We start from the raw sequence: 25,556 nt of genomic DNA on the forward strand, positions 1-25,556 counted from the left end.
AGACCATGTTCAGAAGGCGATTCACTCTTTCCCCTGAAAAGGCCACTGACTCCGGCATTCCCGTAACCAGGGTCAACTTCGCAACGTTCACAGCCCCCTTCAGCCCTAATACTCCGTTTGGCCTCGCCCGAAAGATCGATCTGCCGTGACCAAGAGCAAGCGAAACCCAACGTGGTATCCCGCGACGTCATACTCTACTGGTGTCCTGGAGACTCCGAAGGAGCTTGGCGTAACGCAGGAAGAACACCCCCTGCATGTCAGGCAATGGCAACCGAACGAAGTGGAGAAGCATCCCCTGTTGATATGGACAGGGCTGGCCCCCGGAGACTTCGTGGCACTGCGTGCTAATGACGCCCAGAACTACGTTGGCATGGTGGAATCCAAGACAAGCGACGGGCTGATGATTTGGATGAGGGACGAAATGAACGAAAGGAGACTCTTCCACTTTCAGGACTGCTGGTCCGTGCAGCTGCTGCATTAGCCGGCGATGAAGTGCACTGCCGGGACAAACGGTTATCCTGCCGACGCAGGAGCCGGTCCCCGCTGACACGGACAAAGAACGCATCCGCCTATGCCCCAGCAGAACGAAGAACTGAACTGGTATTCATTCGGTCACGGGGGACACCTGAGTACATCCCCAGTCTCACCCTCGCCGAGTGATGTTGGTGCGGATCCTCATGCTCCCGGTCCATCTTTCCTCTTCGCCGGGAGTGACGCTGTCAGCGTGATCGACGCCGGTCCGTTCCTCAAGGCGTTCCTCCTGCTGATAGTCCTGCCCTAGGCTTCGGCTGCCCTGGTGCAGGCTATCGCCCGTCTGCACCTTGCAGGTCAAGCGATAGAAAAGATCATGGCCGGGGCCATGGTGCCCTTGATGAGGGGCACCCTCGCGATCGTCATCGGATCCCAGGTCGCAGCAGTGGGCTCGCGGATCATCTATCTCGCCCGCATCGTTCCCCTCTACGTCGCCTTCGTCATCATCGCCGTCCTCATAGGAAGAATGGCAGGACGGGCTGCCCATCTCGACGTTCCGAGCACCAGGGCCGCCATGTTCTCTGCGACCACCCGCAACTCGCTCGCCAGCCGATCTTGTGCAGGGCACGTTCAGTGCCGGAGCAGGAGTCACACGATCTGGCCAGCATAAGTACATAGACGGGGCGAGGGTCCTGAACTCTGCTGCTGATAATTTGCAGGTATGAAAAGCAGCGCCCTGCCACTGTTGACGCCAGGACAGGTACGACAGCAGTCCCTTTCGCTGGTTTTCCTTGCCGGCAGTGTCGTCATTCCTGTTGTATCCCTGGACGCCCAGGATTAGCTTCCATCCACCGTCAGTATGAGATCGGCGAAGGCTGAGCCTGCTGGATACCTGAGAAACAGGAGTTCCGCGTCCCGCGAAAGGTAGGTGTTATACCGTCGCACCGCGCCCTCGCAGGGTTCGGCGGGTAGAGGTCGCAGGTCTACTAGGCGCAAGCGATGGGGCGATTCCTTCCCTCCGACCTCGAACGGGTCGTCCACCCAGAGAGAGTCGTCGTGGACGGACAATCTCGCAAGCGGAACGACAAGTTCGCCGCCGTGAGCCTTGAGAACAACCGAAGCTGTCGCTCGGATTTCCTGGAAACCCTCTGACGCTACTACGGGGACTCGCGCACCTTCGCTGACGGAAAACGTTGCCCCACCGGACGTTTCGACGATGAAATCCGGTTCCCGGCTCATATAGGCAATCAGTGAATCGCGGATCATCCAAGTCAGGGTGGCCCGGATCATGTTGGGAGTTCGTCGGAGTTTTCGCAAGGGACGAGAACAGCGCGCCCGGGGATCCCGCCGCGCTCGAGACGTGAGAACACCCCGTTGATCGAGGTGAGGGGGAACCTCTCAGCTTTCATGCTTCACCTGCTTTCGTAATCGGTGGTGCGGCCCTCCGAGCGCGCGTCACAGGTCGACAACGAGCGTGTCGCTGAGCGCGCGCGAAACACAGACGAACATGCAGTTGTTCGCCTCACGGTCCCTTTCGGACAGGATGGAATCGCGGTGATCGGGAACGCCGTCGAGCACTTCTACTTCACAGGTGCCACACGTTCCCACGCCGCACGAACTGAGAATGTGAGCGCCGGCCCCTCGGAGAGCCTCAAGTACGGATTCGTCAGGACCGACGTCGATAAGGGCACCTCGGCGATCCAGCCGGACTTGGAAGCCTGTGGCTCGCGCTGGAGCCGCGAGGGGAGCAGCCTGGAAAAGCTCCGTGTGAAGCGCGTCGGGATTGCTCCACGACCGTGACTTGTCCTTGAGGTCGGCGAGCAGTTGTGCGGGTCCACACGCGTAGACTTGAGTACCGCTTCCCCGTTGTGCGAGGGTGGCGTCCAGGTCGAGACGACCGACTTCGTCCCGCGGATGAATGAGCACCCGATCACCGTAGGAAGCCAACTCATCCGCGAAGGCGATGGACGCACGGGTACGCCCCGTATAGACCAGCCGCCAGGGCACCTCCAGCCGTTCAGCGGCCTTGATCATGGGCAACAAGGGAGTTATGCCGATACCGCCCGCAATGAAGATGTAGTCCTCAGCGGGATAAAGCGGGAAATTGTTGCGTGGACCCCCGATGTCTACGATGTCTCCGACATCGAGCGAATCATGGACATACAGCGATCCGCCCTTCCCCTCGGGTTCGCGAAGGACGGCGATCTGATATCTCTGTGGGTCCCAGCGATCGCCGCACAGGGAGTACTGGCGAACGAGCCCGTTTTCGAGGTGGAGGTCGATGTGGGCACCCGGTGTCCAATCCGGCAGGCGGCTGTGATCCGGGCGCGACAGTGTTACGCGGACGACCCGGTCGGAGAGGAGCTCCTTCGCCATGACGACCGCCTGACTGACATGACCTCGCTCCGGCGCGCTCATATACACCTCGTAGCACGCGGACGGCGCACGCTTGGTGCCGCAGGGTTGGTCGTCTCGGGGCGTGATCCGAGCGGTCTCGGGGACCGTGACTTATTCATAACGTGCCTCCGTTGGCAAGAAACGTGTGGTGGGCTTTAGCCTCTGACTCAATCAATCCCACTCGACTGCGAGGGGAATCGACTCGAAGATCTGCATCCTGTTGTTGGGTTGCATGACAACGTCCCCCGCGAGCTCCAGTGACGTGACTCGACGAGCAAACGCCGTGACCATGCTCTCGGCTTCCAGCCGTGCAATGTGCTGTCCCACACACTGATGTATACCAATTCCGAAGCCCAGGTGGCCGGACGGATCTCGATCCAGGTCAAACTCGGTGGGGCGGTCCCATCTACGGGGGTCTCGATTGGCTCCCAGTATCGAGAGGAAAATCTTCTCTCCCGCAGGGATCGTGACTCCTCCCAGTTCCACGTCGGTGGTTGCCGCCCGAAACATCGCTGTTATCGGACTTTCAAGACGAACCGCCTCATCGAAAGCGATACGGGCAAGAGCGGGATCCTCACGTAGCCGTCGATACTGATCAGGATGACGCGCGAGTGAGGCAATCACAGCCGAAATGCCGTTTACCGTGGTGTCGACCCCCGCCGCCAACAAAGCGAACACGATGTCACTTGCTTGCTGATCGGTAATTTCCCCACGATCCCGTGCTTCCCAGACATCGCTGGCGATCCTGCCGGGCACGAGGGCTTCTCGTCGTGTGTTTTCCGCAATCCATTCCCAGATCGGGGGAATTCGGTCCTCCATGTGATGCGAAAGCTCATTAGGGGGGCCGGACAGGTTGAAGAGATATGCGCCAAAGAGCGCGAGATCTACCTGCTCGTGATTGCGGATTCCCAGGGCTTCGAGAAATACCCGCTGCGGGAAGACATGAGATATGTCAGAGACACCGTCGATGCGGTCACGACCGGCCAGTCCGTCGATCAGCGTGTTCGCCTCGGCCATCCAGACAGGACGCAGTGCGCGCAATTTTCGTGGTCCGATGACCGTACTCGCCGCGCGCCGGATCGAGTCATGCCGCGGCGGATCCGCTTCGAGGATCCCGAGTGGTTCCTGCGGGTCGGGTCCCCTTCGAATATTGACCAGCCCGATGCCGGAACCTACCTCGAAAGTCTGCCATTCCCGGAAAAGCCGATCGACGATGTCAAAGCGACCAGTGGCGTAGACCCCGTATTTTTCCAAGTAGACGACTTCGCCCGCTTCGCGCAACTCGTCGTGCGCCGCTACATGGTCGCTCGTGGACGCATCCGAATACGGGTCTATGGACACGACACGATCACGAGGAATGGTGAACAAGGGTCCGCCTTCCAGTAACTGGGATGGGGGATCTTCTGCGGGCTCTCGACACGCAGAAAGACTCCACGTGCGATGTGAATCGACCGGTACGAGCCTCGGCCGATAGAGATTGTGTCATCTTTGACCACCTGTGTTTTTGGACCCAGAAATCTCTGGAGTCATTATTTTTGAATCAGTGGCGCAACAAGCTTCTGCGCTTGCAGTTCGAGCGTTCAGTGCCCAGCAAACTTCGGAGTGCTACAATTTGAGCGCTCAATATAGAACGGTAAAGTGATCCAGATCTCTTGTCAATATTCTCTTCGCACCGGCGGTGATGAAATCAGCCTCAATCGGCCGTGCGACAAGCAGCGAAGCCCAGTCCTAGCAGGGCTAACGCTTCTAACCTTAGCCGCAGTCATCGTACTCACGCCGCGAGCCCTTGAGCCTTCATAGCTGGCAAATCGACGTAACCAGTGGTCAATATAGTTGAAGAAGTTGTACTAGAGGACAAATCCATCAATTGAAGGTGGACCTTGCCGTGAGCCGGGGACAGCAACCGACCATCCGCGGTGGTGCATACGGAAAGGACATCGAGGTGGCTGGAAACCTCTAGACGAACGGTCCCGGGGCCTCGGAAGACCGCCGGCTCATTCGTTCACCGGTGGGCGTCTGCGAAGCAAAGTCCCTCGGCCACTCGTCAGGCTAGGGAACACCCCAACCTGACGTCAGCTGATCCCCCAACACCTGTCAGGTTAGGGTCGAAATCATTTGGGCTGCCCAGGAACGCAACAGGATCCACCGTCGCGTCGTCTACGGCTCGTTTCGCGGTCGCCTTAGTGCGTGTCCGAACCGCTCCCGGGCAGTTCGAGCGGACGTGCCGAGGGCGGCACCGATAACTTCCCAGGAGTCTCCGTTCGCCCGGGCTGCGCTGACGGCCGCGGCGAGCTCGGACTCGGCCCTCACGGCAGCCGTACGGGCAGCGGTGATGCGGCGGAAGTCCGCGGCGCCCTTGTCAACCTGCGGTGTCGGGTTAGGGCGAAGGAGTGTGCCATCCACCCGCAGCGGCGAGGCTAGGTGCTCAACATGCAGGACGTAACCTTGTTCCGGCCCGCGCTGAATGTAGAGGGTAAGGACGCTCTTTCCCTCGCCATCATCAAAGTCCACTTTCCCGTAGCTTTCACTCGGGCCAACTGGCCATGGGCGCGGCCTCAACCGCCCTGTGGCTTCGTACTGTGTCGGCTCGTAGACGAACTCCCGGACCCGGGAGTTGGGGGCTTGTGCTTCGCGAGGGCTCATGCCGGCCGTTCTCCTTCAGTTGTCTTGCCGCTGCGACCCGATGCATAGGGGCCGCGGCAAGGACTCTCTTACCGGTCTTGTGATGCTGCTTCATACTGGATTCCCCCATCCACTGGATCACTTTGATGTTCGCAGCGGACTGCAGGCAGCGCTCTAGTACAGATACCAGTACAAGCTACTCAGGGGTTGAAGCGCACGAGTAGCGGGTACTCGATCTTTCCCGTAAGTGGTTTCGGCAATCACTCGTGCGTTTCCATCCCGAAATGACTGCTGGAGCCTCGAAGGAAACCTGCCCCTTTACCCGCCACCTTCTGGAACTTCGGAGTCCGGTTCAGCCCATTCCAAGGCTGCGACGAGGTGTCCCTCGTCCGGCAGCGCTTGTTGTTCGGCCACGGGAAGCTTGTCGTAGGTGCAGGCAGCGACGGCCATGGGTAAGTTGAGCGGCCGAGGCTGTACCGGACGCTGCGGTCGTTCCTGGTGCCGCAGATGAGAATTCCCGCCGACTTCGTCGGCCGGGTGCTATCCCAACACGGCGCGGTTGATTTCCGCTAACCGGTGCATCCCTATGCCAGTTACCTGTTCCGTCACCAATGGGTGGCGGATGGACGCATCGAGGTGAATCTTGAGCGCGCACACATCCGGGGTCAATTCACCGTCTTCGCGTTCTGCTGGCGCGGCCTGAAGCCAGGGGTCCGGCATTGTGGCATCCACAAAGCCGGCATGCCATACTCGGCGCGTGACGCCGTCGTATTCCTTCAAAGCCGTGCTGTGGCTGTATCCCGGCGAGGCCGGCTGGCACTTCGTGACCCTGCCGGAAGAGGTGGCGGATGATGTCCGCGTTCAAACGGCAGGGGCCAGCAAAGCGTTCGGCTCCATCAAAGTCACGGCCGGGATCGGCGGACACTCCTGGCAGACTTCACTCTTCCGGGACAACAAAACCAGCTCGTACCTGCTGCCCGTGAAGAAGGCTGTCAGGGACAAAGCCAAGATCGGCGAGGGTGACGAAGTAACCGTCCACCTTTCCTTCGACGCCCTCTGACCTGGATAACGAAAAACCCAGCCGCGGAGCCCGACCCAAACCCCGGCCGGCGCTAAATCTGCTTGAGGGCCTGTTCCAGGTCGCCAATCAGGTCGTCTACGTCCTCAAGACCCACTGAGAGCCGCACAACTCCGTCACTAAGCCCAATCGCCGCCCGGCCCTCCGGTCCCATCGCGCGGTGCGTGGTGGTGGCCGGATGCGTAATCAGGGACTTGGAATCGCCCAGGTTGTTGGAGATGTCGATGATCCGCAAGGCATCCAGCAGCGCAAAAGCGGCCTCCTTGCCGGAGCGGCCGCCGGAGGGTGCAAGTTCCAGGGTGAGCACCGTGCCGCCGGCCTTCATTTGCTTTGCGGCGAGGGCGTACTGCGGGTGGGACTTCAGCAGCGGGTACTTCACCCAGTTCACGGCAGGCTGCTGCTCCAGCCACTCGGCGATCCTCAGGGCGGAGGCGGAGGAGTGGTTGACGCGCAGGGCCATGGTCTCCAGGCCCTTGGTGAGGACCCAGGCGTTGAAGGCGGACAGCGACGGGCCGGTGTGCCGCATCAGCTGCTTGACGGGGCCCTCAATGAATTCCTTGGTGCCCAGGATGGCACCGCCCAGCACCCGGCCCTGGCCGTCGATGTGCTTGGTGCCGGAGTAGACAATGACGTCCGCACCGAACTGCCCGCAGCGCTGCAGCAGGGGAGTGGCAAAAACGTTGTCGACGACCACGGTGGCGCCCGCCGCATGGGCGAGGTCGCTCACCGCCGCGATGTCCACGATCTCCTGCATGGGATTGGACGGTGATTCGAAGAAAACGGCGGTAGTGGGCTGCGACAGAGCTGACCGCCACTGGTCCAGGTCCGGGCCGTCCACGAAGACGGTTTCCACACCCCATCGCGGCAGGATCTCGTTCAGGATCACAAAGCAGGAGCCAAAGAGTGAGCGGGCGGCCACTACCCGGTCGCCGGCAGCCAGCAACGCACCCAAAGCGGTGAAAACGGCTGACATGCCCGACGCCGTCGCAAAGCACGCCTCGGTTCCCTCGAGCAGGCGGAGCCGCTCCTGGAAGGTGGCCACGGAGGGGTTGCCGTAGCGGGAGTAGACGAAGCGCTCGTCCTCGCCGGTGAAGGCCCGCTCGGCAGCGGCGGCCGATTCGTACACGAAGCCTGAATTCAGGAAGACAGCCTCGCTGGTCTCCTGGAAGTTGGTGCGGTCCAGTCCGCCGCGGACGGCCTGTGTGTCAGGGCTCCAGCCGGCGGCGTCTTCGTTGAAGGTCACTTAGTTCTTTCCCAGGTTGGTAGGCAGGCCGCGGTTCTTCCAGCCATTAACGGTGCGTTCGCCGTAGCGGTCCGGCTCGCCTTCGAAGCCCTCCAGCACGTTGTAGGAGGTGAAGCCGGCCTGCGTGGCGGCGATGGCGGCGGAGATGGATCGCTGGCCGGAACGGCACAGGAAGACCAGCTCAGTTGCAGGGTCCTCGGGGGCCTGCAGGCTCAGGTCCTTGAGGAAATCGGGGTTGGGGATGCCGCCCGGGAAGGTCCACTGGATGAACAGCGGATCGTTTTCCGTGGCCTTCGTGTCCGGGATGCCGATATGCGCCCATTCGCCCTCGGTGCGGACGTCCACCAGGATAGCGCCCTGCTGCAGCTTGTCCCAGGCTTCCTGCGGCGTAAGGTCTCCTGCGTAGCTCATGCGTGGCCCTCCCCGGCGAACTCAAGGTCTTCGCCGAGTCCAAGCTCGTCCACGGCGGTGGCTACTGCGGCGTCGGCGGAAGCGACGGCTGCCGGCAGGACCACGGCCTGCGCCACGATGGCAGTGAGGCCGTTGAACGTGACGGCCGGGCTCCCGTGCAGCACGTAGCCCTCGGCCAAGGCAGCGGAAATCCGCTCACAGAAGGACCGGTCATCCGGCCCTGTGATCAGGCGGTAGGCCAGCTTTTCTTCGGGGGCAGGTGCGTCAGACATGACGGATCTCCTTCTCTCACGCTTGCAGCTCGAATCGGTCGATATGCCGAGTATTCACCTGAGGCACCCCGCCGCGAAAGGAGGGTTGCCGACCGGCCAGTCAGGGCTTGGCGCCGGTACTCATTACTCCCCAAAAACGTAACACTTGGCGGGCGGGCCCGCACCGCCGTCGTCGTCATGTTCCGTAACTGAAGCTCCCTGGAGCAGCTTGGGCAGCATCGCGGCCTTTTCCGGAACGGACGACGGCGGGAGTCGCCACGGGCGGCGAATGTGCCTTGCGCCCGGCCACGGCATCCCCTGCGGATAGGGTTCTTGTGGGGGCGCCGCCCCGGTCGTCGGAGCAACTTCATGGGGGTCCTCATCAGCACGCCAACAGCCGCCGCGCTGCAACACCCGTTCCGGCACCTTCGTTTGCAGAATCCACTGCTCCGGGCGGGTGCCGCCCTATTTGCCGCGGTGCTCGTTACCGTCCTCGCGCTCGTGCTGCCCGCCGGAGCCGCCAGGGCCGCCGAGACCTTCCCGGATGAGGGCAAACCGATGCTCGGCGCCGTCCTGGAATGGGGCGAGGATACGGCGGCCGGTTTCACCGACAGGCTGGGGGCCTCCCCGGCGCTTTTCGGGCACGACATCGCCCTGCCCTTCCGCGCATCGGAGGAGAACGACATCCGGGGCTTCCTGGAGCAGTCCGGGGGCCAGGGCGCCCACGCGATGCTCACGGTGAAGCCAGACGTTCCGCTTGACCAGGTCACTGCTGACGCCGCCGCATCGTTTGCAGGCGAGGTGCGGAAGCTTGCTTCGAACTTCAAGGGCCAGCTGCTGATCCGCTTTGCCCCGGACATGAATGCCAGTTGGGTGGAATGGGGCCAGCAGCCGGCCGCCTACCGGTCCGCCTTCCAGGCCATCTCCGCGGCCTTCGAGGAAACTGACGGCGAGCGAACCTCCATGGTGTGGGAGCCCTACCTGGGCAAGGACTACCCCTATGACCGGCACCGGAACGCTCCCGGACCAGGCAGCGAGGGCTTCGCCCTGCTCGACACCAACGGTGACGGCGTGTGGAACGGTTCCGACGCGGCCTACGCCCCCTACTATCCCGGGGACGACGCCGTGGACTGGGTGGGCCTGACCGCCTTCCATGACGACACCGCCGGCGGCGCTCCCGTGAATACAGTGCCCCGGCAGAACGAGCTCCAGGAGATGCTCACCACCTCCGGAGCGGAAAACTTCTACGCCACATATGCGGCAGGGAAGGACAAGCCGTTCCTGCTGCAGACCGCCGCTTTCTATAGCCCGGCCTCCGGCGGCGCTTCGGACGTGGACATCAAAGTGGGTTGGTGGGACCACGTTCTGTCTGCCGCCACCTCCCCGGACTTCGCAAAGACAGCGGCAGTGGTCTGGGATGAGCGGACCAGCGCCAGGGACACCGGCGTGGCGAGCATCGACTGGCTGCTCACCGGAAACCCTGCGGTTGCCGCCGCCGCACGCGACCGGCTCGAGGCTTCCCCCATGGTCACCGGTCCTGTCACTGACATCGCCGCCGGCTCTGGATACGTCCGGGCCAACACCCTTACTGGGCCGGCTGCCTGGACGGTAGGTGCGGCGCTGATCATCCTCCTGGTGGCGCTGTGGCAGATCCCCCGGCGGGTCAACGCGGCAACAGCCTGGAGCTACACGGATCCCTCAACCAGAGACTCGCGGGTGGACCTGCTGCGGGGCATGGCCATTGTGTTCGTGGTGGTGAATCACCTGGGCATGACGTCGCTGTTCCAGCTGCTCACCCAGGAAGCGGTGGGTTTCGTTTCCGGGGCTGAACTGTTTGTCATCTTCTCCGGCCTGGTGGTGGGTATGGTCTACGGGCCCCGCGTCAAAGCGGACTTCGGGACGGTGGTGGACCTGACATCACGCCGTGCGGGCAAGCTCTACGTGACGGCGATCGCGGTGCTGATCGGCGTCTTCCTGATCTCGCTGCTGCGCCTATTCCAGACGGACACGCTCACCACCTTTGTTGACCAGGGAACCGGCGGGGCAGGCCACACTGGCGCCGGGCGAACGTACGACCTCTACGCCGGGATGGAATCGCTGTTCCAGTTCCCGGTGCCGCCGCAGGTCCTGCCGGCGATCCTGCTGCTGCAGTTCGGGCCGTGGCAGTTCAACGTGATGGGCCTGTACGTGGTGCTGCTGCTCGTCAGCCCGCTGGTCCTCGCTGCGCTCAACCGCGGCAAGGCTGCGTGGGTGCTGGCCGCCGCCCTGGCCGTGTATGCAGTGGGGGCTGTGACCAGGTTCCGGATCCTGCCCTCGCAGTTTGAGGACTCTTTCCCGTTGCTGGTGTGGCAGGTCCTGTTCGTGACCGGCCTGGTGGCCGGGTTCCACCGGCACCGCATTGTTTCGTGGTTCAGTGATCACACGTGGGCAGTGGCTGCCTGCACTGCGGCCGCGTTCATTTTCGCCTTTTTGTCCTGGGGCAACCCGTACCTTGCCAACGGCTTTGACGTAAGGCTCTCGATTGTTCCGGACACCGCTTACCGGAGCATGTACGACCTCTTTTTCGGCCGCACCTACCTGGCCCCGGGCCGGCTCCTGAACGTGCTGGTGCTGGTAGTGGCTGCCTACGCATTCCTGACGGCCTACTGGAAGCCGGTGGCACGCGCCCTGGGTTGGTTCCTGATTCCGCTGGGCCGGGCAACCCTGTACGTCTTTATCATCCACGTGGTCCTGATCGCCGTCATCGCCAACATTCCCGCCCTGCGCCAGGGTGATATCTGGATCAACACGGCAGCCTACGCGCTGGTCCTGGGGCTCCTGTGGGTGATGGTCCGGACCCGCTTCCTCTTCCGGATCATTCCCACTTAGGCGAGGCCGGCCAGGGGATCGCGGACCATCCAGCACTGCGCCTTAAACGCGAAAGGCGTGAACATCTGCCCGCCGGGGACAGAGGTTCACGCCTTTTAGCGTATGCCGGCTCTTAGACGAGGCCGGGGTAACTGGTCAGGATGTAATCGGCGGCTGCCGGGCCCTTCATACGAAGGCCGTTGTGGCCTGTCGGGATGCGGTGTTTCATGGCCGCCCAGAAAACGGACTCCTTGCCGGGCTGCTGTTGGTTGATGAAGCACCAGCTGGTGTACAGGCCGTAAAGCCGGTCAGCGTCGAGGCTGTGGTCGTAGGCCTGGTCCAATTGGGTGGCTTCCTGGAGAAAAACGTCGAACTGCGAATGTGCCATGACGGCGTCCCTTCGCTACGTGCGTGGGTGCCGCCGTTCGGCTACAGCAGCGGGAACCTCAGTGCGTGCACTCGGCAAGGAGGATTTATCGAGCCTTGGTGGAATCGATGGATTCGAAGTGGCGTCAGTACCTCGTCTACGCTGTAGACTTTACCCGTAGACTACCAATACGGCAAGTGTCTGGAATTACCTTCGGGCAGTATTTGCTACCGGCTGCAGAACGGGAATTTTCATGTTGGCGCCTAAATCCTCCACCGGCAAAGGCCGCGCCCGGAAGGAACGGCTGAGCCGCGAGCTGGTCCTCACCAAAGCGCTTGAGCTGGTGGATGCTGAAGGCCTGGATGCTCTGACCATGCGCCGCCTGGGCCAGGAGCTGGACCGGGACCCCATGAGTCTCTACCGCTACGCCGAGAACCGGGCAGCGCTGCTTGACGGAGTCTCCGAGCTGGTACTCAATGACCTGTCCATCAAGTCCGAAGATCCGGACTGGAAAGCGCAGCTGCGGCTCATCGCGCACAACTTGCGGCTGCTCGCGCTCAAGCACCCGAACGTGGTGCCGCTGCTGGTCACCAGGCCGCTCTCCACCCCGCTTGGGCTGAGGCCGCTGGGTACCCTTCGCCCACTGGAGCAGATCCTCTCCCTGTTGATCGGCGCAGGGTTTGACCCCGGCGGCGCACTGCACGTTTACCGCGCCTACTACGGCTTCCTCTACGGCCACATCCTGAACGAGCTGCAGGAATATGTGGTGGACCCGGAAGAAAACGAAGCGCTGCTGCGGCTTGGCCTGCACCGGCTGCCCGCAAAGGAGTTTCCCCGGCTGAGGGCGCTGGCGCCGGACCTTTCCGAATACGACGGCGAAGCGGAGCTGGACCAGGGACTGACCATCCTGCTTAGCGGGCTGGAAATCCAGCTCTCCAAGCCTGCCCGATCTTCCGCCTAGCGCGATCTGGCATCGCTGCAGAACGCCCGGTTTTCCGAAGGCGGATTATTCCAGGTGCGCGTTATTCAAAGGTAGCGCGCCGCCGGTCGCTGAGGCGGGTGTTCCAGATGTCCGGTGTGGTCACCTTGAAGCGGCGGCCGGTCAGCGCCCGCGCTGTCAGCCTGATGTAATGCGCCTTCTCGCCGGGCTGCCACGGCTCCAGCCCCAGGCCGTCCACGGCATCCTTGTCAGCCTGGTCGTCGATGACGGCAGTGTCCCCGCGCACCACCACGCTCCAAGCCTCTTCGCTATGGGGGTCGTAACCGTCGATCTCGAGGGCCGCCGGCCGTTCCTCCTTGGCATTCCACAGCTTGGTGACGCCGGAGGTCCGGAAGACAATGCTCCGGCGGTGCACCACGTAGTTGACCGGAAAAATCTCGGGGTGCCCGTCCACAACCAGGCCAAGCCGCCCGAGGGTGTCACCATCAAGCAGCTCCCAGCATTCGTCAAAGGTCAGGTTCCCGGCAGGCTCCGCGTGTGAGGTCATGAACCATACCCTAGGGCCAAGTTTTATCCGCTGGCTATGCCTTACGCCGCCCAACGTGCATCCAGTGATCTGAAACGCAGGCTGGGCGAACCGGGCGCTCCGCCCTTACCGTTCCAGGAAGATGCCGTAATACCGGCAACTACTGAATGCCGGCGAACAGCTCGTTTAGTTCGGCAGTCAACTCTTTCTTTACGGACGGCGTGCCAATCTCCGTGCCGTCGATCCGGTTGACCGGCGCAAGCATCCGCACGCTCGAAATCAGCCAGACGGCGTCTGCGTCCAGCAGGTCCTGCGGCTCCAGCGGCCCGTAGCCCAACTCCCAGCCCGCAGCCTTCGCGGCGGCGAACAGTGCGCCCTGGGAGGTGCCGGGGAGGATGCCGCTGTCCAGCTGGGGCGTGATGAGGCGCTTAACAGACGTGCCGCCGTCGGACGTTTCCACGTGTGCCATCAGCACTGTTGACGTGGGGCCCTCAAGGACCCGCCCGTCGGAGGAGGTGAAGATGACGTCGTCGGCGCCCTGCTTGCGGGCATAACGCAACGCAGCCATGTTGACGGCGTAGGAGAGGGTTTTCGCACCAAGCAGCAGCCACGGTGCGCGCTCGGCAACATCGCTGTCGTAGCCGCGGTCCAGCAGGATGACGTCGATGCCGGTCTCGCGCTGGCGGCGGCCCGCAGCGCCGGCAGGGGACACCTGGACCCAGGAGGTTGGTGTGGAAGCGCCCTCCACGCCGCGGGTCACCACGAGCTTCACCACCAGTTCGTCGTCAGCGGCGGAGGCCGGCGGGTGCTGCGACCGGTGCGCGGAAACAGCTGCGGTGATGGCGCGGCGCCACTCCTCCTCGCCGGGGATGGCCAGGTCCAAGGCCTCGGCGGAGCCGGCAAGGCGGTCCAGGTGCGCCTGGATCTTCCGGACGGCGCCGCCCACGGCGAGCATGGTCTCAAAGATTCCGTCGCCCCGCGTGGCGCCCTGATCCGTCACCAGCAGCTGGGGCTGGGACGCATCGGCAGGCCGGCCGTCGGGGAAGGCTGGATCGAGGAAGACGAGAACCACGTGGGCTGGAGAGGTCATGGGTCCAGCTTAGTGCGGCCCCCATGGATAAGCTGGGCGGAGTGCCCCGGCCGGAACCCGTCCGGCGGGAGCCGTCCTCCGGGGGTTATTCACGTGTTGTGGCCATTTTCGCTTGCCGGTACCGCGCCGACGTGGGTGGTGGTGCTGCTTGCTGCTGCCGACCTGGTGATCAGGGTGCTCGCCGTCGGCATCATCCCGGGCAACCGGCGGCCCACTACCGCCATGGCGTGGCTGCTGGGCATCTTCTTTGTGCCCTTTGTGGGCATCATCCTGTTCCTGTTGTTCGGCAACTTCAAGCTGTCCAGCCGCCGCCGGCAGCAGCAGCAACAGGTCAATGAAAGGGTGCGGGCCGGAATTTCCTCGCTCGCCGACGTCGAGAGCCACTATCCCGGACCTGAATGGGTGCGCTCCGCGGCGGAGCTGAACCGGCGGCTGGGCTCGCTGCCCATGGTGGACGGCAACTCGGTGGACCTGATCCCGGGGTACCCGGACTCGATCCTTGAGATGACCAAGGCCGTGCGGAAGGCGAAAAAGTTCGTCAACGCCGAGTTCTACATCATGAGCACGGACCACATCACGGACGAACTGATGACAGCCCTCGAGGAAGCCGCCGAGCGCGGCGTGGAAGTCCGGGTGCTGTTCGACCACATCGGCACCCTTCGCGTGAAGGGGTACCGGAACCTGCTCAAGCGGCTTCGTGCCGGAAAGATCCAGTGGAAGCGGATGCTCCCGCTCCTGCCCATCCACGGGCAGTGGCGCCGGCCGGATCTGCGCAACCACCGCAAGATCATGGTGATCGACGGCGAAATCGCGTTCACCGGCTCACAGAACCTGATCGAGCCCTCCTACAACAACCCCCGCCACCGGAAGGCCGGCCGCGAATGGGTGGAGCTGATGGCCTGCCTGCGCGGTCCAATCGTCACCACCCTGAATGTTGTTTTTGCCACCGACTGGCTGAGCGAAACCGACGAGTCCCTGGAACACCAGCTGCAGCTCCCCTCCAACCCGCACCCTGGCAACGTCACGGCGCAGGTGGTGCCCAGCGGCCCCGGCTTCATCACCGAGAACAACCTGCGGCTCTTCAACACGCTCATCTATTCCGCCCAGCACCGGATCTCCATCTGCAGCCCGTACTTCGTGCCCGACGATTCGCTCCTGTACGCCATCACCACCGCGGCCCAGCGGGGCGTGGACGTGGAACTGTTCGTCTCGGAAAAGGGCGACCAGTTCCTGGTCCACCACGCCCAGAGCTCCTACTACGAGGCCCTGCTGGAGGCCGGCGTCCGGATCTACCTCTACAAGGCCCCGTTTGTGCTCCACGCCAAGCACTTCACTATCGACGACGAGGTGGCGGTCCTCGGCTCCAGCAACATGGACATGCGCTCGTTCTCGCTCAACCTGGAAGTGTCCGTGATGCTGCTCGGCGAAGACATCGTCACGAAAATGCGTGCCGTGGAGGACACCTACCGGGATATTTCGCATGAGCTCAAACTGGCCGACTGGCTCAAGCGGCCGCTGGCCACGCGGTACGTGGACAACGTGGCGCGGCTGACGGCGACGGTCCAGTAGGAGTTTTTGTCCACATATGCCGACTTCGGAGGCCTCCAAGCCTGCATATCTGGACAAAAACTCCAAGGGTTTCAGGCGTCGGGGAACTCCGCGCCCAGCGTCGAGAGGACCCCGAAGGCCTTGGTGCGGATTTCCTCGTACTCCTCGTCGGGCACAGAGTCGGCCGTGATGGCGCCGCCGACGCCGAGGGTCAGTTCCGCGGTCCCGTCGCCAACGGCCCTGGTCACCAGCGTCCGGATGGCGACGGCGAGGTCCGTCGCCCCGTTCAGCGAGAAGTAGCCGATGGCACCGGAATAGAGCCCGCGACCGTCGCCTTCAAGCCGGTCCAGGATGGCCATGGTGCTGATCTTCGGCGCACCGGTCATGGAGCCGGCAGGAAAACACGCTGCCACCGCCTCGGCCCGCGACGATCCGCGCTGCAAGTGCGCGTCGATGGTGCTCACCATCTGGTGGACGGTGGCGTAACTTTCGATGGCGCAGAGCCGGCTGACGGTCACGGAGCCTGGGACGGCGAAGTGGCTGAGGTCGTTCCGCAGCAGGTCCACAATCATGATGTTCTCGGCGCGGTCCTTCAGGGACGTCTCAAGATCGCTGCGCAGCGCGGCGTCCTCCGCCGGATCGGAGGCACGGCGGCGGGTGCCTTTGATGGGTTCCGCGCGCATGCCGCCGTCGGAGGCTATCTTGAGGAAGCGCTCGGGCGACGTGCTGGCCACGGCCAGGCTGCCGAACCGCAGGTAGCTGGCAAAGGGCGCCGGGTTCTTGCGGCGCAAGGCCAGATAGGCCCGCCAGGGGTCCAGCGCTTCCGCCGGGATCCGGGCCGACAGCATGGTGGTCAGGCACACCTCGTAGGTGTTTCCTTCAGCGATTTCGTGCTGGGCGGCAGCGATCTTCTCACGGTATGCCGCACCCGTGTCCCGGCTTCTGAAGGCGGGCGCTTGGGGAAGTACGACGCCGGTGCTGCCGTCGGCATGGGCGTGGCGGGCCGGTTGGGCTGCCGGACCGGAAGCGTTTTCGACTGCTGCGCGGGCTTCGTTGAGCCATTCGTGGCAATCGGGGGCGTCGAGGGCCAGCAACCATGCGGCTCCTTCCGCGTGGTCCAGGACCACAGCCCTTCCGGCGAAGACCAGTGCGGCGTCAGGGGTGGGAGCGGAATGATCAGTGCCGCCGGTTTCCCGTTTGAGTTCGTACCCCAGGCAGCCGAGCCAGCCCAGCGTGAATTCGCCCGGGTAGCCGTCCGGGGTTTTGACGGCCGCGTCGCCCCAGACGGTGTCCAGCCAGCGGAAGAAAGGGCCTTCCATTGTGGCCGAGGCGCAGCCTGCCCGGATGCTGCTGGTGCCGGAACGATGGGTCACGGACTGGCCGAGCAGGCCACCGTCATCCGCCATGATGCTGAAGCGGCTGCGCCCGGCGGCCGCAGATGTGACCCGCTCCTCCCGGGCAGCGCCCTCCCCGGCAGTGGCCCCGCTGGAAAAGCCTGCGCCGGGAGCACCGGCGTTTGAAGAATCCAGCCAGACGGCATTCGCCGAGGCGCCATAGAGGGAACTGAACAAGGAGGCGGCGTCCGGGCGGCCGTCCAGGCGGTGGGCGTGGAGGCTGAGGGCACGCCGGGCCGAAAGTTCGGGGGCCAGTGCGGGAGCGAGTGAGGGCAGGTAGGGGAGAAGCTGCAGCACGTCGGTCGGGGCAGACCCGTCGGCGCGGTTCAGCACGCGCACGTCTGCATGCTGAGGGACGTCGTCGGCGCCCAGCCACTCCTCTTCCTGCGCAGCCCACTGGTCCCAGTAGGGTTCGTAGGTTCCGCCGTCGCGGTCCAGGGCGCGCGACCGGCGGATGTCATCAGGTGAGTCCGCCCAGATGACGGCGCTGAGCAGGGGCCGCGCCGCGGCGGCGGCCGCGCCTACGCCCTCAACGATCACAATCTCGGCGGGCAGCGTGACCCGGGAATCGCCGTCGTAATGCCTTTCCCAGTCCCAGCTGGTCCAGGTGGCGGCGTCGCCACGGCTCAGGGGTTCCAGAACCGTGGCGACGTAGCGGTCGATGCCCGCCAGCAGCCCGTTCCAGCCCGGGTAGATGTCCTCGAGGTGGAACAGGGAAACCTTGTGGTGGGCGCGCAGCCGTGCCGCCAGTTCGACGGCGAGGGTGGTCTTCCCTGCGCCCGAGCGCCCGTCGATGGCAATGATGACGGGGGCTGGGCTCATGGATTAGAGCGTACCGTTATCCCTGCCGGGCTTTCATCCGGGGGTTCTTTTTGTTGATGACGAACGTCTTTCCGCGCCGCCGGACAATCTGGGCGCCCGGGATTTTCTTCAGGGCGCGGAGTGAGTTCCTGACCTTCATGGTGTGCTCCTTTTGTTGGGGTGTTGGTGGATTGGTGTGCAGGCGTTCAGCTAACCGGCGGAGCCCTCTTGCGCCGTGCTTTCTGCAAGCGGAAACAGTCCGAACGGATCGTGAAGCCCATTGCCGCCGGCAGCGAGTTCCTCGTCGGTGAGCTGGCAGGAGACGAGCAGGCCCTCGAACTCCGCCGGGTCCAGGCCCTCACCCGTCGCGGCGATGACAGTCGCGGCCGGGCCGTGGGCCGCCAGCTGCTCGCCGCTCGCGGGGGTGTCCTCAGGCCATGGACCCAGGTTTTCCAGCCACACACGGGGGCCGATGCCCTGGATGGCTATCCGGCATGCGGGTGCGGAGGCCATCCACAGCTGGCCGCGCAGGACACAGCACCCTTCTGCAAGTGTTGCCAGCACCTGCCGGAACCTCCTGGGGTGCAGGGGCCGCTCCACCCTGAGGAACACGGTGGCAAACGGCGATCCCGATCTTACGGGGGACGGGCTGGGCGCAAACGCGTTTCCGGGGGCCGTCCTGGACAACGCGTCCGTGTAGCGGTGCAGCCCCCCATGGACAGCCGCCGCGTCAGGCGCCACCTCAGCATGCGGGGCGAGTTCACGGATCAGGTGCAGCCCGCGCTCCCGGCCCAGCGGATCCGGCGGAACGATGTCCGGCTCGGCGAGGAGCACAGTATCCGCGAAGGCGAGTTCACCCAGCAGGAATTCACCCGGGGTCCGTTCGTCTTCCGGCAGCGGGGTGAAACCTGATTCAAACAGGGTGTGCGCATCCCAGATGTGGTCCTCCAGTGCGTCGGGAGAGCAGGCGAGGACCACAGAATCCACGGCTGCCGGCCGGGACAGGGCACGCCGCAGTGCGGACACCGCCGCTGATGCAGGCACGGCAGGGGGAAGGCCGATGACGATAGGGCCCACGGCGGTTTTGCTCAGCCGCTCGATGCTGGGCACCAGGTCCAGCCGTACCGCGCAGCTCAGGCACCCGTGCTCCAGCATGGTCTCCTCGCGTTCAAGGAGAGTGCGGCCGCTGAAGACGCGCCGGATCACGAGGCCGCTCTCCAGCAGGTCGTGAAGGACCACCAGGCTGCCGGGACGGGCTGCCGCGAGGTTTTCGCACGCCTGCTGCCGGCAGAGTGCATCGAGGGAACTGACGACAATGAGGTTCATGCCGTCGATACTAGTTGAGAATGATTCTCAACTACAAGTGAAGTCTGCTTTCGAGTAGCGCGCCGCGGTTCCTTCCCTTGGCTGCGGATACTGTTGCGGGTGTTGCTTTTCCTGTCAGTGCTGCCGCTGGAGCTGAGCGTTTTTCAGTACGGCCACTTTGATGTATTCCACCAGCCCGGGCAGGGCGTTATGGACCTGGTGCCAGACGACGTCGAAGTCGGCCTGCCCGCCGTACCAGGGATCCTCAATCCCCTGGTCCAGCAGGTCCTTGTCCGCCAGCCGCGGATCAAAGCTGCGCAGCATGCGGATCTTGTTCCGCGACTCCTGGTCCGGGGCGGACTCGCTTAGCCAGGCGTGGTGGTCAATGTCCAAGGCGAGGATCAGGTCGCGTTCCCGGAACCAGGAGTGCTGCCACTCGCGGGCAATGTGTTTGTCCCACGCGAGTTGGGTGGCCCCCAGGCGCCGTGCGGCCCGGGGATCTATGGGCCTGCCGGCCTCGTAGCCAGTAGTGCCTGCCGAATCAACGGATACCAGGCCGCCCAGCCCTTCGCGTTCCAGCTCATTGGCAAGCATCAGCTCGGCCATGGGGGACCGGCAGATGTTTCCGGTGCAGACGGCGATAACACGGTATGGGCTCGACGTTGAGTTCATAGACCCAAGCATGAGCGCTAACAGGCCCTTTGGCTAGCCATGGGTTCATAAAGGTTGACTGTTTTGTAAAGAAGCTGTGCTTATTCGTCATTTCCCTGCCGGGTTGCAGGGCCTGTGCGCAGTGGAGGTCAGTGAAGCAGGGCCAGCAGGATTCCCACTGCCACAAACAGCGCGCCGAAGGACCGGTTGAGGACCAGCTGGCCGCGGGCGCTGTGGGTGAACCTCTCAAACGATCTGGCGGCCGCTGCGAAGAAGAACCACATCACCACGATGTCGATGGCAACGATCGTCGCCGTCAGGACTGCATACTGCGCCAGGAGGGGTTGCTCGGGACGGATGAACTGGGGCATAAACGCGAGGAAGAAGATGATCGCCTTGGGGTTCAGCAGGTTTACCCAGAATCCGCGCCGGAAGATGGACCAGGCGGGCTCGTTCCGGAGTCCCGCAATCTTCTCCTGCTCGAGGTCCGGCTTGGCGAGGAACTGCCTGACGCCCAGATAGACCAGGTATGCCGCGCCGGAATAGCGGATGACGTTGAAGGCGATGGGCGAACTTGCCACCAGGACTCCCACCCCAAGGGCCACGATCACCACATGGATTACCAGGGCTGCCTGCTGGCCGAGGATTCCCCACATGGAACGCCGGAAGCCGGCGTTCAACGAGTTGCTCATCGTGTTGATGGCTCCGGCGCCGGGTGTGAAGCTGATCAGGACGCCGGCACCCGCCAGGGCGAGCCAAAGGGAAAATTGCACCAGCCAAGCTTAGTGCCAGGAATTACCAGAGGGTTGCCACAGGCTCGAAGACCTGCAGGTTTTCATCCGCGGTAACGAGGGTAAGCCCCTCCACCATGGCCTGGGCCGCAAGCATCCGGTCAAAGGGGTCCTTGTGGTCCCAGTCCAGTTGCCCTGCGGCCAAGGTGTGTGGGGAAGAGATTGCCAGCTCTGAAGCGTAAAGGTGGGCGACCTGCCGTCCAAAGCTCGTGATGATCGCCGCTCCAAAGGGCAATTTGCCTTGCCGGTGCTTGTAGGACAGCTCGTAAGCGGTGACCGGCGAGACGAAGATTTGGTTCTCCAGTTTGGTAATCGAGCTCCGGGCTTTGCTTGAGAGCCGCTTCGGTTCGGCGACCGCCCACAGGAAAACATGGGTGTCGAGGAGAAGCCTCGTCATTCCGTGGTTCCCATCTCCTCGTCGCTCCAAGGCCCGTAAAACTCATCAGGGATGTGAAGAGGCCCCAGGAAGCCAAGTTCCCGCTTGTGGGGGCGCTCGATTTTCACCAGCCTGGCAACCGGCCTGCCTGCTTTGGCAATGACCACATCCTCGCCGTTCTCCACCTGGTTCAACAGCTCGGACAAGCGCGTTTTTGCTTCCTGGACGTTGTACTGTCCCATGTTGACCAACTCTAGTTGGTCAATCTCCACCTGATAAGGCTCCGCCCAGTATTCGTTGTCGCCGTAATAGTCCATGGCCCGACGATATTGGCCGGATGGCAGCCCTGGCGCCCGGGAAAGCGCCTATGTGGAAAACCTGGAGCTCCGCGGGAGTTCCTAACCCCGGGCGATGACCTCGCCATTGGGAATCAGGAACCAGCCGTCGTCTGTTGATCCCCAGCGGTGCCAGCCGGCCGAGATCCTGGCCAGGTCCGCGGGATTGGAGAAGCCGTATTCGAGTGCCTGTTCTGCGAAGGCGGAATGGAGCACCCGCTCGCCCCACACGCGCGCCTGCCACCGGCGCTGCTGCCCGGTGGCGTAAAGCCAGTTGCTGCTGGTGGGCGCGACGTCGGTGAAGCCCGCAGACTGCGCCCAGCTCACCAGCCGCCGCCCGGCGTCGGGCTCTGCTCCGTTCCTGCGCGCGATGCGCTGGTAAAGCTCCATCCACTCATCCAGCTCAGGGATGGCGGGGTACCAGCTCATGCCGTGGAAGTCGGCGTCACGCACGGCGACAATCCCGCCGGGCTTTGCCACCCTGCGCATCTCCCGCAGCGCCTCCACGGGATCAGTCAGGTGCTGCAGCACCTGGTGGGCGTGCACGACGTCGAAGGACTCGTCCTCGAAGGGCAGGTCATAGATGTTGCCGGCAACGAATTCCACGTTCGCTACCTCACGCTCAACGGCAAGGGCCTCGGCCTGGGCAATAATGTCCGGCGAGCGGTCCAGGCCGATGACCTTGCCGGGGCTTACCAGCCCCGCGAAATCGCAGGTGATGCTGCCCGGACCGCAGCCGACGTCGAGCAGGTCCGTTCCGGGCGTAAGGTGCGGCAGGACAAACGCGGCCGAATTCTCCGCGGTCCTGGCGGCATGGGCGCGGACCACCGACTCGTGGTGGCCGTGCGTGTAAACGTCGTCTTCAGGCTGCTGCGCACTCATAACCAAACGCTACTCCCAACCGGGTGGCATTTGACGTGGCAAAATGCCGGGCCGTCACATGCCAGTCAGCTGGGTGGGGTGTTTGGTTCTTCCCGGGCCGCCACTGTGGCTTCCACCATCGCGGTCATAAAGCGGGTCACAGTTTCCAGTTCCTCCGTGGAGAAGCCGGTCATCGCGCTGCCCATCCGGCGGGAGAGCGGAGCGAAGATGGCGCCGCCTTCCTCAAAGGCTTTTGGCGTCATGCGGAGGTGGACCTGCCGGCGGTCGGAGCTGTCCCGCTCCCGGACCACATGTCCGGAGCTGTCCAGCCGGTCAATCAGTGCGGTGGTGGCCGGGGAGCTGAGGTTCAGTTCCTTCCGCAGAAGCCCGGGCGTAACGGTGCCGCCGTTGGCCGTGTGGCGCATGATGACTGCCAGCGCGTTCAGGTCAGTCCGGTGCATGTCCTTCCGGCCGCCGGCCGCGTCCACGTAGCGGTTGGCCTCGAGCGTGAATTCCTGAAGGAGCCGGATCAGCGGGTGCGGGCCCCCGACTGGGGGCGGTCCCTGAAGCGGTGCGCCCGGCCGGCCTTGGGGAGGTTCGGGCGCGGCGGGAGTCCTGTTGCCAGCCACGTCCACCTCCAAATTCCTGCCGCATGAGTTATTACCGGGCGAAGCACCTGAAGCGTCCGGCCGTACTGACGGATATTACTTCAGCCACCCACACCCCTCCGTATCGGCCGCGGGAAGAAAAAGCTAGCCCAGCACTTATCTCTATGGTGGAGATACTCTAGTATGGAATCAATCCTACTCCCGTCGCTGTCCGGAAGGCATCATGAAATCCCATTCCCCGGCCAAGGAGCGCGTGCCATTCTGGCTGCGCTGGCTGGTCCCCGTCATCCTCGTCCTGACGTGGCTGGCGCTCGCAGGCGTCGGTGGACCAACGTTCGGCCGCCTGGACGAGGTCTCGTCCAACGACCAGGCATCGTTCCTGCCTGCCAGTGCCGAGGCCACGGCAGCCCAGGACTGGCAATCAAAGTTCCGGGATTCGGATGAGGTGCCCGGCGTCATCGTCCTGGAAAGCGATGAAGCCCTGACGCCTGCCCAGCTCGGCGAATTTGCCAGCCTGAGGACGGAACTCGAGGGGCTGGACGCGGGCAGCGCGGTCATTGGGCCCATCCCGTCGGAGGACGGCAAGGCCGTGCAGTTCATCGTCCCAATCGACTCTTCCAAAGAGGTGAAGGAGGTTGTCCAGGAACTGCGGGACACGGTCACCGAATCAGCTCCGGAGGGCATCAAGACCTACGTCACCGGTCCCGCAGGATTGGCGGCCGACCTCACCGCAGCATTCGCCGGCATCGACGGCATCCTCCTGCTGGTGGCGCTCGGCGCCGTGTTTGTGATCCTGCTGGTGGTGTACCGCTCGCTCCTGCTGCCCATCGTGGTGCTGCTGACCTCTGTCTTCGCCCTGTGCGCGGCCATCCTGCTGGTTTTCGGTATGGCCAAGGCCGGGTGGATCCAGCTCAACGGGCAGAGCCAGGGCATCCTGTCCATCCTGGTGATCGGTGCCGCCACGGACTACGCCCTGCTGTTTGTGGCGAGGTTCCGGGAAGCTTTGACCCACACCACCAACCGCACCGCCGCCGTGCTGACAGCCTGGAAGGCCTCGTTCGAGCCCATCCTGGCCTCCGGCGCCACCGTGATCATCGCGCTCCTGTGCCTGCTCTTCTCCGATCTGAACTCCAACAAAGCGCTGGGTCCCGTGGCCGCGGCCGGCATCCTCTGCTCGCTGTTCGCCGCCCTCACCCTGCTGCCCGCCCTGATGGCGCTGCTGGGCCGCGCCGCGTTCTGGCCGTTCCGGCCCAAGCTCGTCCCGGCGGACCAGCGTGCGCCCGAGCTTGTCACCGGGCTGGAGGGCCAGAAGGGCTTGTGGCGTGCCACCGGCTCGCTGGTGTCCCGCCGGCCCCGGACTGTCTGGGTGGCCTCGGTCCTGCTGCTGGTGGTTGCCGCGGGCGGCCTGCTCCAGCTGAAGGCCAACGGCGTCCCGCAGACGGACGTTATCCTCACGGCGTCCAACGCTGTGGACGGCCAGGACGCGCTGGCGCGCCATTTTGACGCCGGCAGCGGCAGCCCCGCCGTCGTGGTTGCGGACCAGGGGAAGGCGCAGGAGGTGCTGGACAGGGTGAAGGCGGCCGACGGCGTGGGCGAGGCCTATCTGCTGGCCCAGGGTTCGGTGCCCATCACCGGAGCCCCCGGTGCCCCCAGCGCCCCGGACGTCCGGGACGGAAAGGTGCTGATTAACGCCACGCTGAACAACGCAGCGGATTCCCTGGAGGCCGAGGAGACCGTCAAGGCGCTCCGCACCGAGGTGAAGGCGGTTGATCCGGATGCGCTCGTGGGAGGCGTGACCGCCACCGCACTGGATACCAATACCACCGCGCAACGGGACCTGGTGATCATCATCCCGGTGGTCCTGATCGTGATCCTCTTTATCCTGATGCTGCTGCTGCGCTCCGTTGTGGCGCCGGTCCTGCTGGTGCTCTCGGTGGTGCTGTCCTACGCCGCGGCCATGGGCGTCTCCGCTTTCGTCTTCAACAACATCTTCGGCTTCCCGGGCGCGGATGCCACTGTCCCGCTGTTCGGCTTTGTGTTCCTGGTGGCGCTCGGAGTGGACTACAACATCTTCCTGATGAGCCGGGTCCGCGAGGAATCCCTGAAGCACGGCACCCGGCCCGGCATCCTCCGCGGGCTTGGCGTCACCGGCGGAGTCATCACGTCGGCCGGAGTTGTCCTGGCCGCAACCTTCGCCGCCCTCGGCGTCATCCCGATCATGTTCCTGGTGCAGCTCGCCTTCATCGTGGCCTTCGGGGTGCTGCTGGACACCGTTCTGGTGCGCTCGCTGCTGGTTCCTGCCCTGGCTTACGACATCGGTCCGCGGATCTGGTGGCCGGGCAAGCTGGGCCGGCCGGAACTGGACGCGGCAGTGCAGCGCGAGTCCAGCGGCAGTCCCGAGACTGACCTTGAAGGCGCCGGCCGCCTGTAGTCCCTCTCCCGGCGTCACGCACAGCAGGCTTTTGGGCCCCGATTGCCGCCGCGGTCCCGGTTTTCCGGGCCCTCGGCGGCGCTGCCGGGCCAAAAGCCTGCCCTGAGTGACACGCCTGGCTGAGGTGTATGCGGGGGCAGCCGGCGGCCCCTGTCGGCGGAAGTTCACGCTGATTAGACTGCAAGTGCGCCCGCATGGACGCGGAACTCAAA

Annotated in this window: 27 protein-coding genes and 1 riboswitch; of the genes, 7 read left to right on the plus strand and 20 right to left on the minus strand. The window is 64.0% G+C overall.

Annotated elements, in window-relative coordinates:
• The first annotated feature begins 145 nt into the window (after positions 1–145).
• Together ARTSIC4J27_RS00475 and ARTSIC4J27_RS00485 are read left to right on the plus strand one after the other, a co-directional pair.
• Positions 146–481 carry a hypothetical protein gene (locus ARTSIC4J27_RS00475; RefSeq protein ID WP_050053254.1) on the plus strand — a complete coding sequence of 112 codons (336 nt, stop codon included), beginning with the start codon at positions 146–148 and terminating at the stop codon, positions 479–481.
• A gap of 315 nt (positions 482–796) precedes the next feature.
• On the plus strand, positions 797–1,141 hold the full coding sequence (locus tag ARTSIC4J27_RS00485; RefSeq protein ID WP_152683729.1) for a hypothetical protein: 345 nt from the start codon (positions 797–799) through the stop codon (positions 1,139–1,141).
• Positions 1,142–1,308: 167 nt separating this feature from the next.
• Here the strand turns inward: ARTSIC4J27_RS00485 and ARTSIC4J27_RS00490 are convergent, their stop codons facing one another.
• The 5 genes from ARTSIC4J27_RS00490 to ARTSIC4J27_RS23355 all read right to left on the minus strand — a co-directional run bounded on the left by ARTSIC4J27_RS00490 (position 1,309) and on the right by ARTSIC4J27_RS23355 (position 5,940).
• Positions 1,309–1,737, minus strand: coding sequence for a hypothetical protein (locus ARTSIC4J27_RS00490; protein ID WP_152683730.1), 429 nt, complete (start codon positions 1,735–1,737; stop codon positions 1,309–1,311).
• 189 nt (positions 1,738–1,926) lie between these two features.
• Positions 1,927–2,889, minus strand: coding sequence for a PDR/VanB family oxidoreductase (locus tag ARTSIC4J27_RS00495; protein ID WP_050053258.1), 963 nt, complete (start codon positions 2,887–2,889; stop codon positions 1,927–1,929).
• 150 nt (positions 2,890–3,039) lie between these two features.
• Entirely contained in the window at positions 3,040–4,236 is a 1,197-nt protein-coding gene (locus tag ARTSIC4J27_RS00500) for a cytochrome P450 (RefSeq protein ID WP_152683731.1), read from the minus strand.
• 789 nt (positions 4,237–5,025) lie between these two features.
• A complete protein-coding gene (locus ARTSIC4J27_RS00510) occupies positions 5,026–5,511 on the minus strand; it encodes a hypothetical protein (protein WP_050053261.1) in 486 nt (161 codons plus the stop codon).
• A gap of 297 nt (positions 5,512–5,808) precedes the next feature.
• Positions 5,809–5,940 carry a hypothetical protein gene (locus ARTSIC4J27_RS23355; RefSeq protein ID WP_268794365.1) on the minus strand — a complete coding sequence of 44 codons (132 nt, stop codon included), beginning with the start codon at positions 5,938–5,940 and terminating at the stop codon, positions 5,809–5,811.
• Positions 5,941–6,247: 307 nt separating this feature from the next.
• Between ARTSIC4J27_RS23355 and ARTSIC4J27_RS00520 the strand changes: the two genes are divergently transcribed.
• Positions 6,248–6,550, plus strand: a complete 303-nt coding sequence (locus tag ARTSIC4J27_RS00520; RefSeq protein ID WP_050053263.1) for a DUF1905 domain-containing protein — start codon at positions 6,248–6,250, stop codon at positions 6,548–6,550.
• A 52-nt stretch (positions 6,551–6,602) separates the two neighbouring features.
• Here ARTSIC4J27_RS00520 and ARTSIC4J27_RS00525 read toward each other — a convergent pair whose 3' ends face one another.
• Genes ARTSIC4J27_RS00525 through ARTSIC4J27_RS00535 form a run of 3 tightly spaced genes read right to left on the minus strand, consistent with a single transcriptional unit; the run spans position 6,603 to position 8,494 of the window.
• On the minus strand, positions 6,603–7,811 hold the full coding sequence (locus tag ARTSIC4J27_RS00525) for an O-succinylhomoserine sulfhydrylase (protein ID WP_050053264.1): 1,209 nt from the start codon (positions 7,809–7,811) through the stop codon (positions 6,603–6,605).
• Entirely contained in the window at positions 7,812–8,222 is a 411-nt protein-coding gene (locus ARTSIC4J27_RS00530; RefSeq protein WP_050053265.1) for a rhodanese-like domain-containing protein, read from the minus strand.
• Entirely contained in the window at positions 8,219–8,494 is a 276-nt protein-coding gene (locus ARTSIC4J27_RS00535) for a DUF1737 domain-containing protein (RefSeq protein WP_050053266.1), read from the minus strand. The genes ARTSIC4J27_RS00530 and ARTSIC4J27_RS00535 overlap by 4 nt, the downstream gene beginning before the upstream one ends.
• A gap of 13 nt (positions 8,495–8,507) precedes the next feature.
• Positions 8,508–8,622: riboswitch (SAM riboswitch) on the minus strand.
• 220 nt (positions 8,623–8,842) lie between these two features.
• Between ARTSIC4J27_RS00535 and opgC the strand changes: the two genes are divergently transcribed.
• Positions 8,843–11,341 carry an OpgC domain-containing protein gene (gene opgC, locus ARTSIC4J27_RS00540; protein ID WP_083435229.1) on the plus strand — a complete coding sequence of 833 codons (2,499 nt, stop codon included), beginning with the start codon at positions 8,843–8,845 and terminating at the stop codon, positions 11,339–11,341.
• Between the two features lie 112 nt (positions 11,342–11,453).
• Here opgC and ARTSIC4J27_RS00545 read toward each other — a convergent pair whose 3' ends face one another.
• Positions 11,454–11,708 (minus strand): hypothetical protein, encoded by a 255-nt coding sequence (locus tag ARTSIC4J27_RS00545; RefSeq protein ID WP_050053267.1) that lies wholly within the window; start codon positions 11,706–11,708, stop codon positions 11,454–11,456.
• Positions 11,709–11,940: 232 nt separating this feature from the next.
• On the opposite strand from ARTSIC4J27_RS00545, the gene ARTSIC4J27_RS00550 reads away from it, so the two are divergent.
• Positions 11,941–12,648 (plus strand): TetR/AcrR family transcriptional regulator C-terminal domain-containing protein, encoded by a 708-nt coding sequence (locus tag ARTSIC4J27_RS00550; RefSeq protein WP_050053268.1) that lies wholly within the window; start codon positions 11,941–11,943, stop codon positions 12,646–12,648.
• Positions 12,649–12,709: 61 nt separating this feature from the next.
• Here ARTSIC4J27_RS00550 and ARTSIC4J27_RS00555 read toward each other — a convergent pair whose 3' ends face one another.
• Together ARTSIC4J27_RS00555 and ARTSIC4J27_RS00560 are read right to left on the minus strand one after the other, a co-directional pair.
• The gene (locus tag ARTSIC4J27_RS00555; RefSeq protein ID WP_050053269.1) at positions 12,710–13,174 is read right to left on the minus strand and encodes a pyridoxamine 5'-phosphate oxidase family protein; all 465 of its coding nucleotides are present in this window, start codon (positions 13,172–13,174) and stop codon (positions 12,710–12,712) included.
• A 139-nt stretch (positions 13,175–13,313) separates the two neighbouring features.
• A complete protein-coding gene (locus tag ARTSIC4J27_RS00560; protein ID WP_050053270.1) occupies positions 13,314–14,243 on the minus strand; it encodes an aminodeoxychorismate lyase in 930 nt (309 codons plus the stop codon).
• A 96-nt stretch (positions 14,244–14,339) separates the two neighbouring features.
• On the opposite strand from ARTSIC4J27_RS00560, the gene cls reads away from it, so the two are divergent.
• Positions 14,340–15,812, plus strand: coding sequence for a cardiolipin synthase (cls, locus tag ARTSIC4J27_RS00565; RefSeq protein ID WP_050053271.1), 1,473 nt, complete (start codon positions 14,340–14,342; stop codon positions 15,810–15,812).
• Between the two features lie 71 nt (positions 15,813–15,883).
• Here cls and pabB read toward each other — a convergent pair whose 3' ends face one another.
• The 9 genes from pabB to ARTSIC4J27_RS00610 all read right to left on the minus strand — a co-directional run bounded on the left by pabB (position 15,884) and on the right by ARTSIC4J27_RS00610 (position 22,934).
• Positions 15,884–18,007: an aminodeoxychorismate synthase component I gene (pabB, locus tag ARTSIC4J27_RS00570; RefSeq protein ID WP_050053272.1), complete on the minus strand. Its 2,124-nt coding sequence runs from the start codon at positions 18,005–18,007 to the stop codon at positions 15,884–15,886.
• A gap of 16 nt (positions 18,008–18,023) precedes the next feature.
• Complete coding sequence (gene ykgO, locus ARTSIC4J27_RS00575) at positions 18,024–18,146, minus strand: type B 50S ribosomal protein L36 (protein WP_050053273.1); 123 nt, start codon at positions 18,144–18,146, stop codon at positions 18,024–18,026.
• A gap of 50 nt (positions 18,147–18,196) precedes the next feature.
• Positions 18,197–19,312 carry a GTP-binding protein gene (locus tag ARTSIC4J27_RS00580; RefSeq protein WP_050053274.1) on the minus strand — a complete coding sequence of 372 codons (1,116 nt, stop codon included), beginning with the start codon at positions 19,310–19,312 and terminating at the stop codon, positions 18,197–18,199.
• 114 nt (positions 19,313–19,426) lie between these two features.
• Positions 19,427–19,963, minus strand: a complete 537-nt coding sequence (locus ARTSIC4J27_RS00585) for a low molecular weight protein-tyrosine-phosphatase (protein ID WP_050053275.1) — start codon at positions 19,961–19,963, stop codon at positions 19,427–19,429.
• 128 nt (positions 19,964–20,091) lie between these two features.
• Positions 20,092–20,715, minus strand: a complete 624-nt coding sequence (locus ARTSIC4J27_RS00590; protein WP_050053276.1) for a LysE family transporter — start codon at positions 20,713–20,715, stop codon at positions 20,092–20,094.
• Positions 20,716–20,737: 22 nt separating this feature from the next.
• The gene (locus tag ARTSIC4J27_RS00595; RefSeq protein WP_050053277.1) at positions 20,738–21,130 is read right to left on the minus strand and encodes a type II toxin-antitoxin system VapC family toxin; all 393 of its coding nucleotides are present in this window, start codon (positions 21,128–21,130) and stop codon (positions 20,738–20,740) included.
• The gene (locus ARTSIC4J27_RS00600) at positions 21,127–21,426 is read right to left on the minus strand and encodes a type II toxin-antitoxin system Phd/YefM family antitoxin (protein ID WP_235436467.1); all 300 of its coding nucleotides are present in this window, start codon (positions 21,424–21,426) and stop codon (positions 21,127–21,129) included. The genes ARTSIC4J27_RS00595 and ARTSIC4J27_RS00600 overlap by 4 nt, the downstream gene beginning before the upstream one ends.
• Positions 21,427–21,507: 81 nt before the next feature.
• Positions 21,508–22,326, minus strand: a complete 819-nt coding sequence (locus ARTSIC4J27_RS00605; protein ID WP_050053278.1) for a methyltransferase domain-containing protein — start codon at positions 22,324–22,326, stop codon at positions 21,508–21,510.
• A gap of 65 nt (positions 22,327–22,391) precedes the next feature.
• Positions 22,392–22,934, minus strand: coding sequence for a MarR family winged helix-turn-helix transcriptional regulator (locus ARTSIC4J27_RS00610; protein WP_083435249.1), 543 nt, complete (start codon positions 22,932–22,934; stop codon positions 22,392–22,394).
• 202 nt (positions 22,935–23,136) lie between these two features.
• On the opposite strand from ARTSIC4J27_RS00610, the gene ARTSIC4J27_RS00615 reads away from it, so the two are divergent.
• A complete protein-coding gene (locus ARTSIC4J27_RS00615; RefSeq protein WP_050053280.1) occupies positions 23,137–25,344 on the plus strand; it encodes an MMPL family transporter in 2,208 nt (735 codons plus the stop codon).
• Positions 25,345–25,556: the final 212 nt, after the last annotated feature.

The organism is Pseudarthrobacter siccitolerans, from assembly GCF_001046895.1.
Taxonomy (GTDB): domain Bacteria; phylum Actinomycetota; class Actinomycetes; order Actinomycetales; family Micrococcaceae; genus Arthrobacter; species Arthrobacter siccitolerans.

What these genes read in the sequence shown, in the direction of transcription:
- ARTSIC4J27_RS00585 (WP_050053275.1), bottom strand. Translation starts at nt 19,963, where the DNA reads ATGAACTCAACGTCGAGCCCATACCGTGTTATCGCCGTCTGCACCGGA.
- ARTSIC4J27_RS00580 (WP_050053274.1), bottom strand. Translation starts at nt 19,312, where the DNA reads ATGAACCTCATTGTCGTCAGTTCCCTCGATGCACTCTGCCGGCAGCAG.
- ARTSIC4J27_RS00600 (WP_235436467.1), bottom strand. Translation starts at nt 21,426, where the DNA reads ATGGACTATTACGGCGACAACGAATACTGGGCGGAGCCTTATCAGGTG.
- ARTSIC4J27_RS00560 (WP_050053270.1), bottom strand. Translation starts at nt 14,243, where the DNA reads ATGACCTCTCCAGCCCACGTGGTTCTCGTCTTCCTCGATCCAGCCTTC.
- opgC (WP_083435229.1), top strand. Translation starts at nt 8,843, where the DNA reads ATGGGGGTCCTCATCAGCACGCCAACAGCCGCCGCGCTGCAACACCCG.
- ARTSIC4J27_RS00490 (WP_152683730.1), bottom strand. Translation starts at nt 1,737, where the DNA reads ATGATCCGCGATTCACTGATTGCCTATATGAGCCGGGAACCGGATTTC.
- ARTSIC4J27_RS00535 (WP_050053266.1), bottom strand. Translation starts at nt 8,494, where the DNA reads ATGTCTGACGCACCTGCCCCCGAAGAAAAGCTGGCCTACCGCCTGATC.
- ARTSIC4J27_RS00615 (WP_050053280.1), top strand. Translation starts at nt 23,137, where the DNA reads ATGAAATCCCATTCCCCGGCCAAGGAGCGCGTGCCATTCTGGCTGCGC.
- ARTSIC4J27_RS00550 (WP_050053268.1), top strand. Translation starts at nt 11,941, where the DNA reads ATGTTGGCGCCTAAATCCTCCACCGGCAAAGGCCGCGCCCGGAAGGAA.
- ARTSIC4J27_RS00510 (WP_050053261.1), bottom strand. Translation starts at nt 5,511, where the DNA reads ATGAGCCCTCGCGAAGCACAAGCCCCCAACTCCCGGGTCCGGGAGTTC.
- ARTSIC4J27_RS00495 (WP_050053258.1), bottom strand. Translation starts at nt 2,889, where the DNA reads ATGAGCGCGCCGGAGCGAGGTCATGTCAGTCAGGCGGTCGTCATGGCG.
- ARTSIC4J27_RS00595 (WP_050053277.1), bottom strand. Translation starts at nt 21,130, where the DNA reads ATGACGAGGCTTCTCCTCGACACCCATGTTTTCCTGTGGGCGGTCGCC.
- pabB (WP_050053272.1), bottom strand. Translation starts at nt 18,007, where the DNA reads ATGAGCCCAGCCCCCGTCATCATTGCCATCGACGGGCGCTCGGGCGCA.
- ARTSIC4J27_RS00545 (WP_050053267.1), bottom strand. Translation starts at nt 11,708, where the DNA reads ATGGCACATTCGCAGTTCGACGTTTTTCTCCAGGAAGCCACCCAATTG.
- ARTSIC4J27_RS00530 (WP_050053265.1), bottom strand. Translation starts at nt 8,222, where the DNA reads ATGAGCTACGCAGGAGACCTTACGCCGCAGGAAGCCTGGGACAAGCTG.
- ARTSIC4J27_RS00605 (WP_050053278.1), bottom strand. Translation starts at nt 22,326, where the DNA reads ATGAGTGCGCAGCAGCCTGAAGACGACGTTTACACGCACGGCCACCAC.
- ARTSIC4J27_RS23355 (WP_268794365.1), bottom strand. Translation starts at nt 5,940, where the DNA reads ATGGCCGTCGCTGCCTGCACCTACGACAAGCTTCCCGTGGCCGAACAA.
- ykgO (WP_050053273.1), bottom strand. Translation starts at nt 18,146, where the DNA reads ATGAAGGTCAGGAACTCACTCCGCGCCCTGAAGAAAATCCCGGGCGCC.
- ARTSIC4J27_RS00555 (WP_050053269.1), bottom strand. Translation starts at nt 13,174, where the DNA reads ATGACCTCACACGCGGAGCCTGCCGGGAACCTGACCTTTGACGAATGC.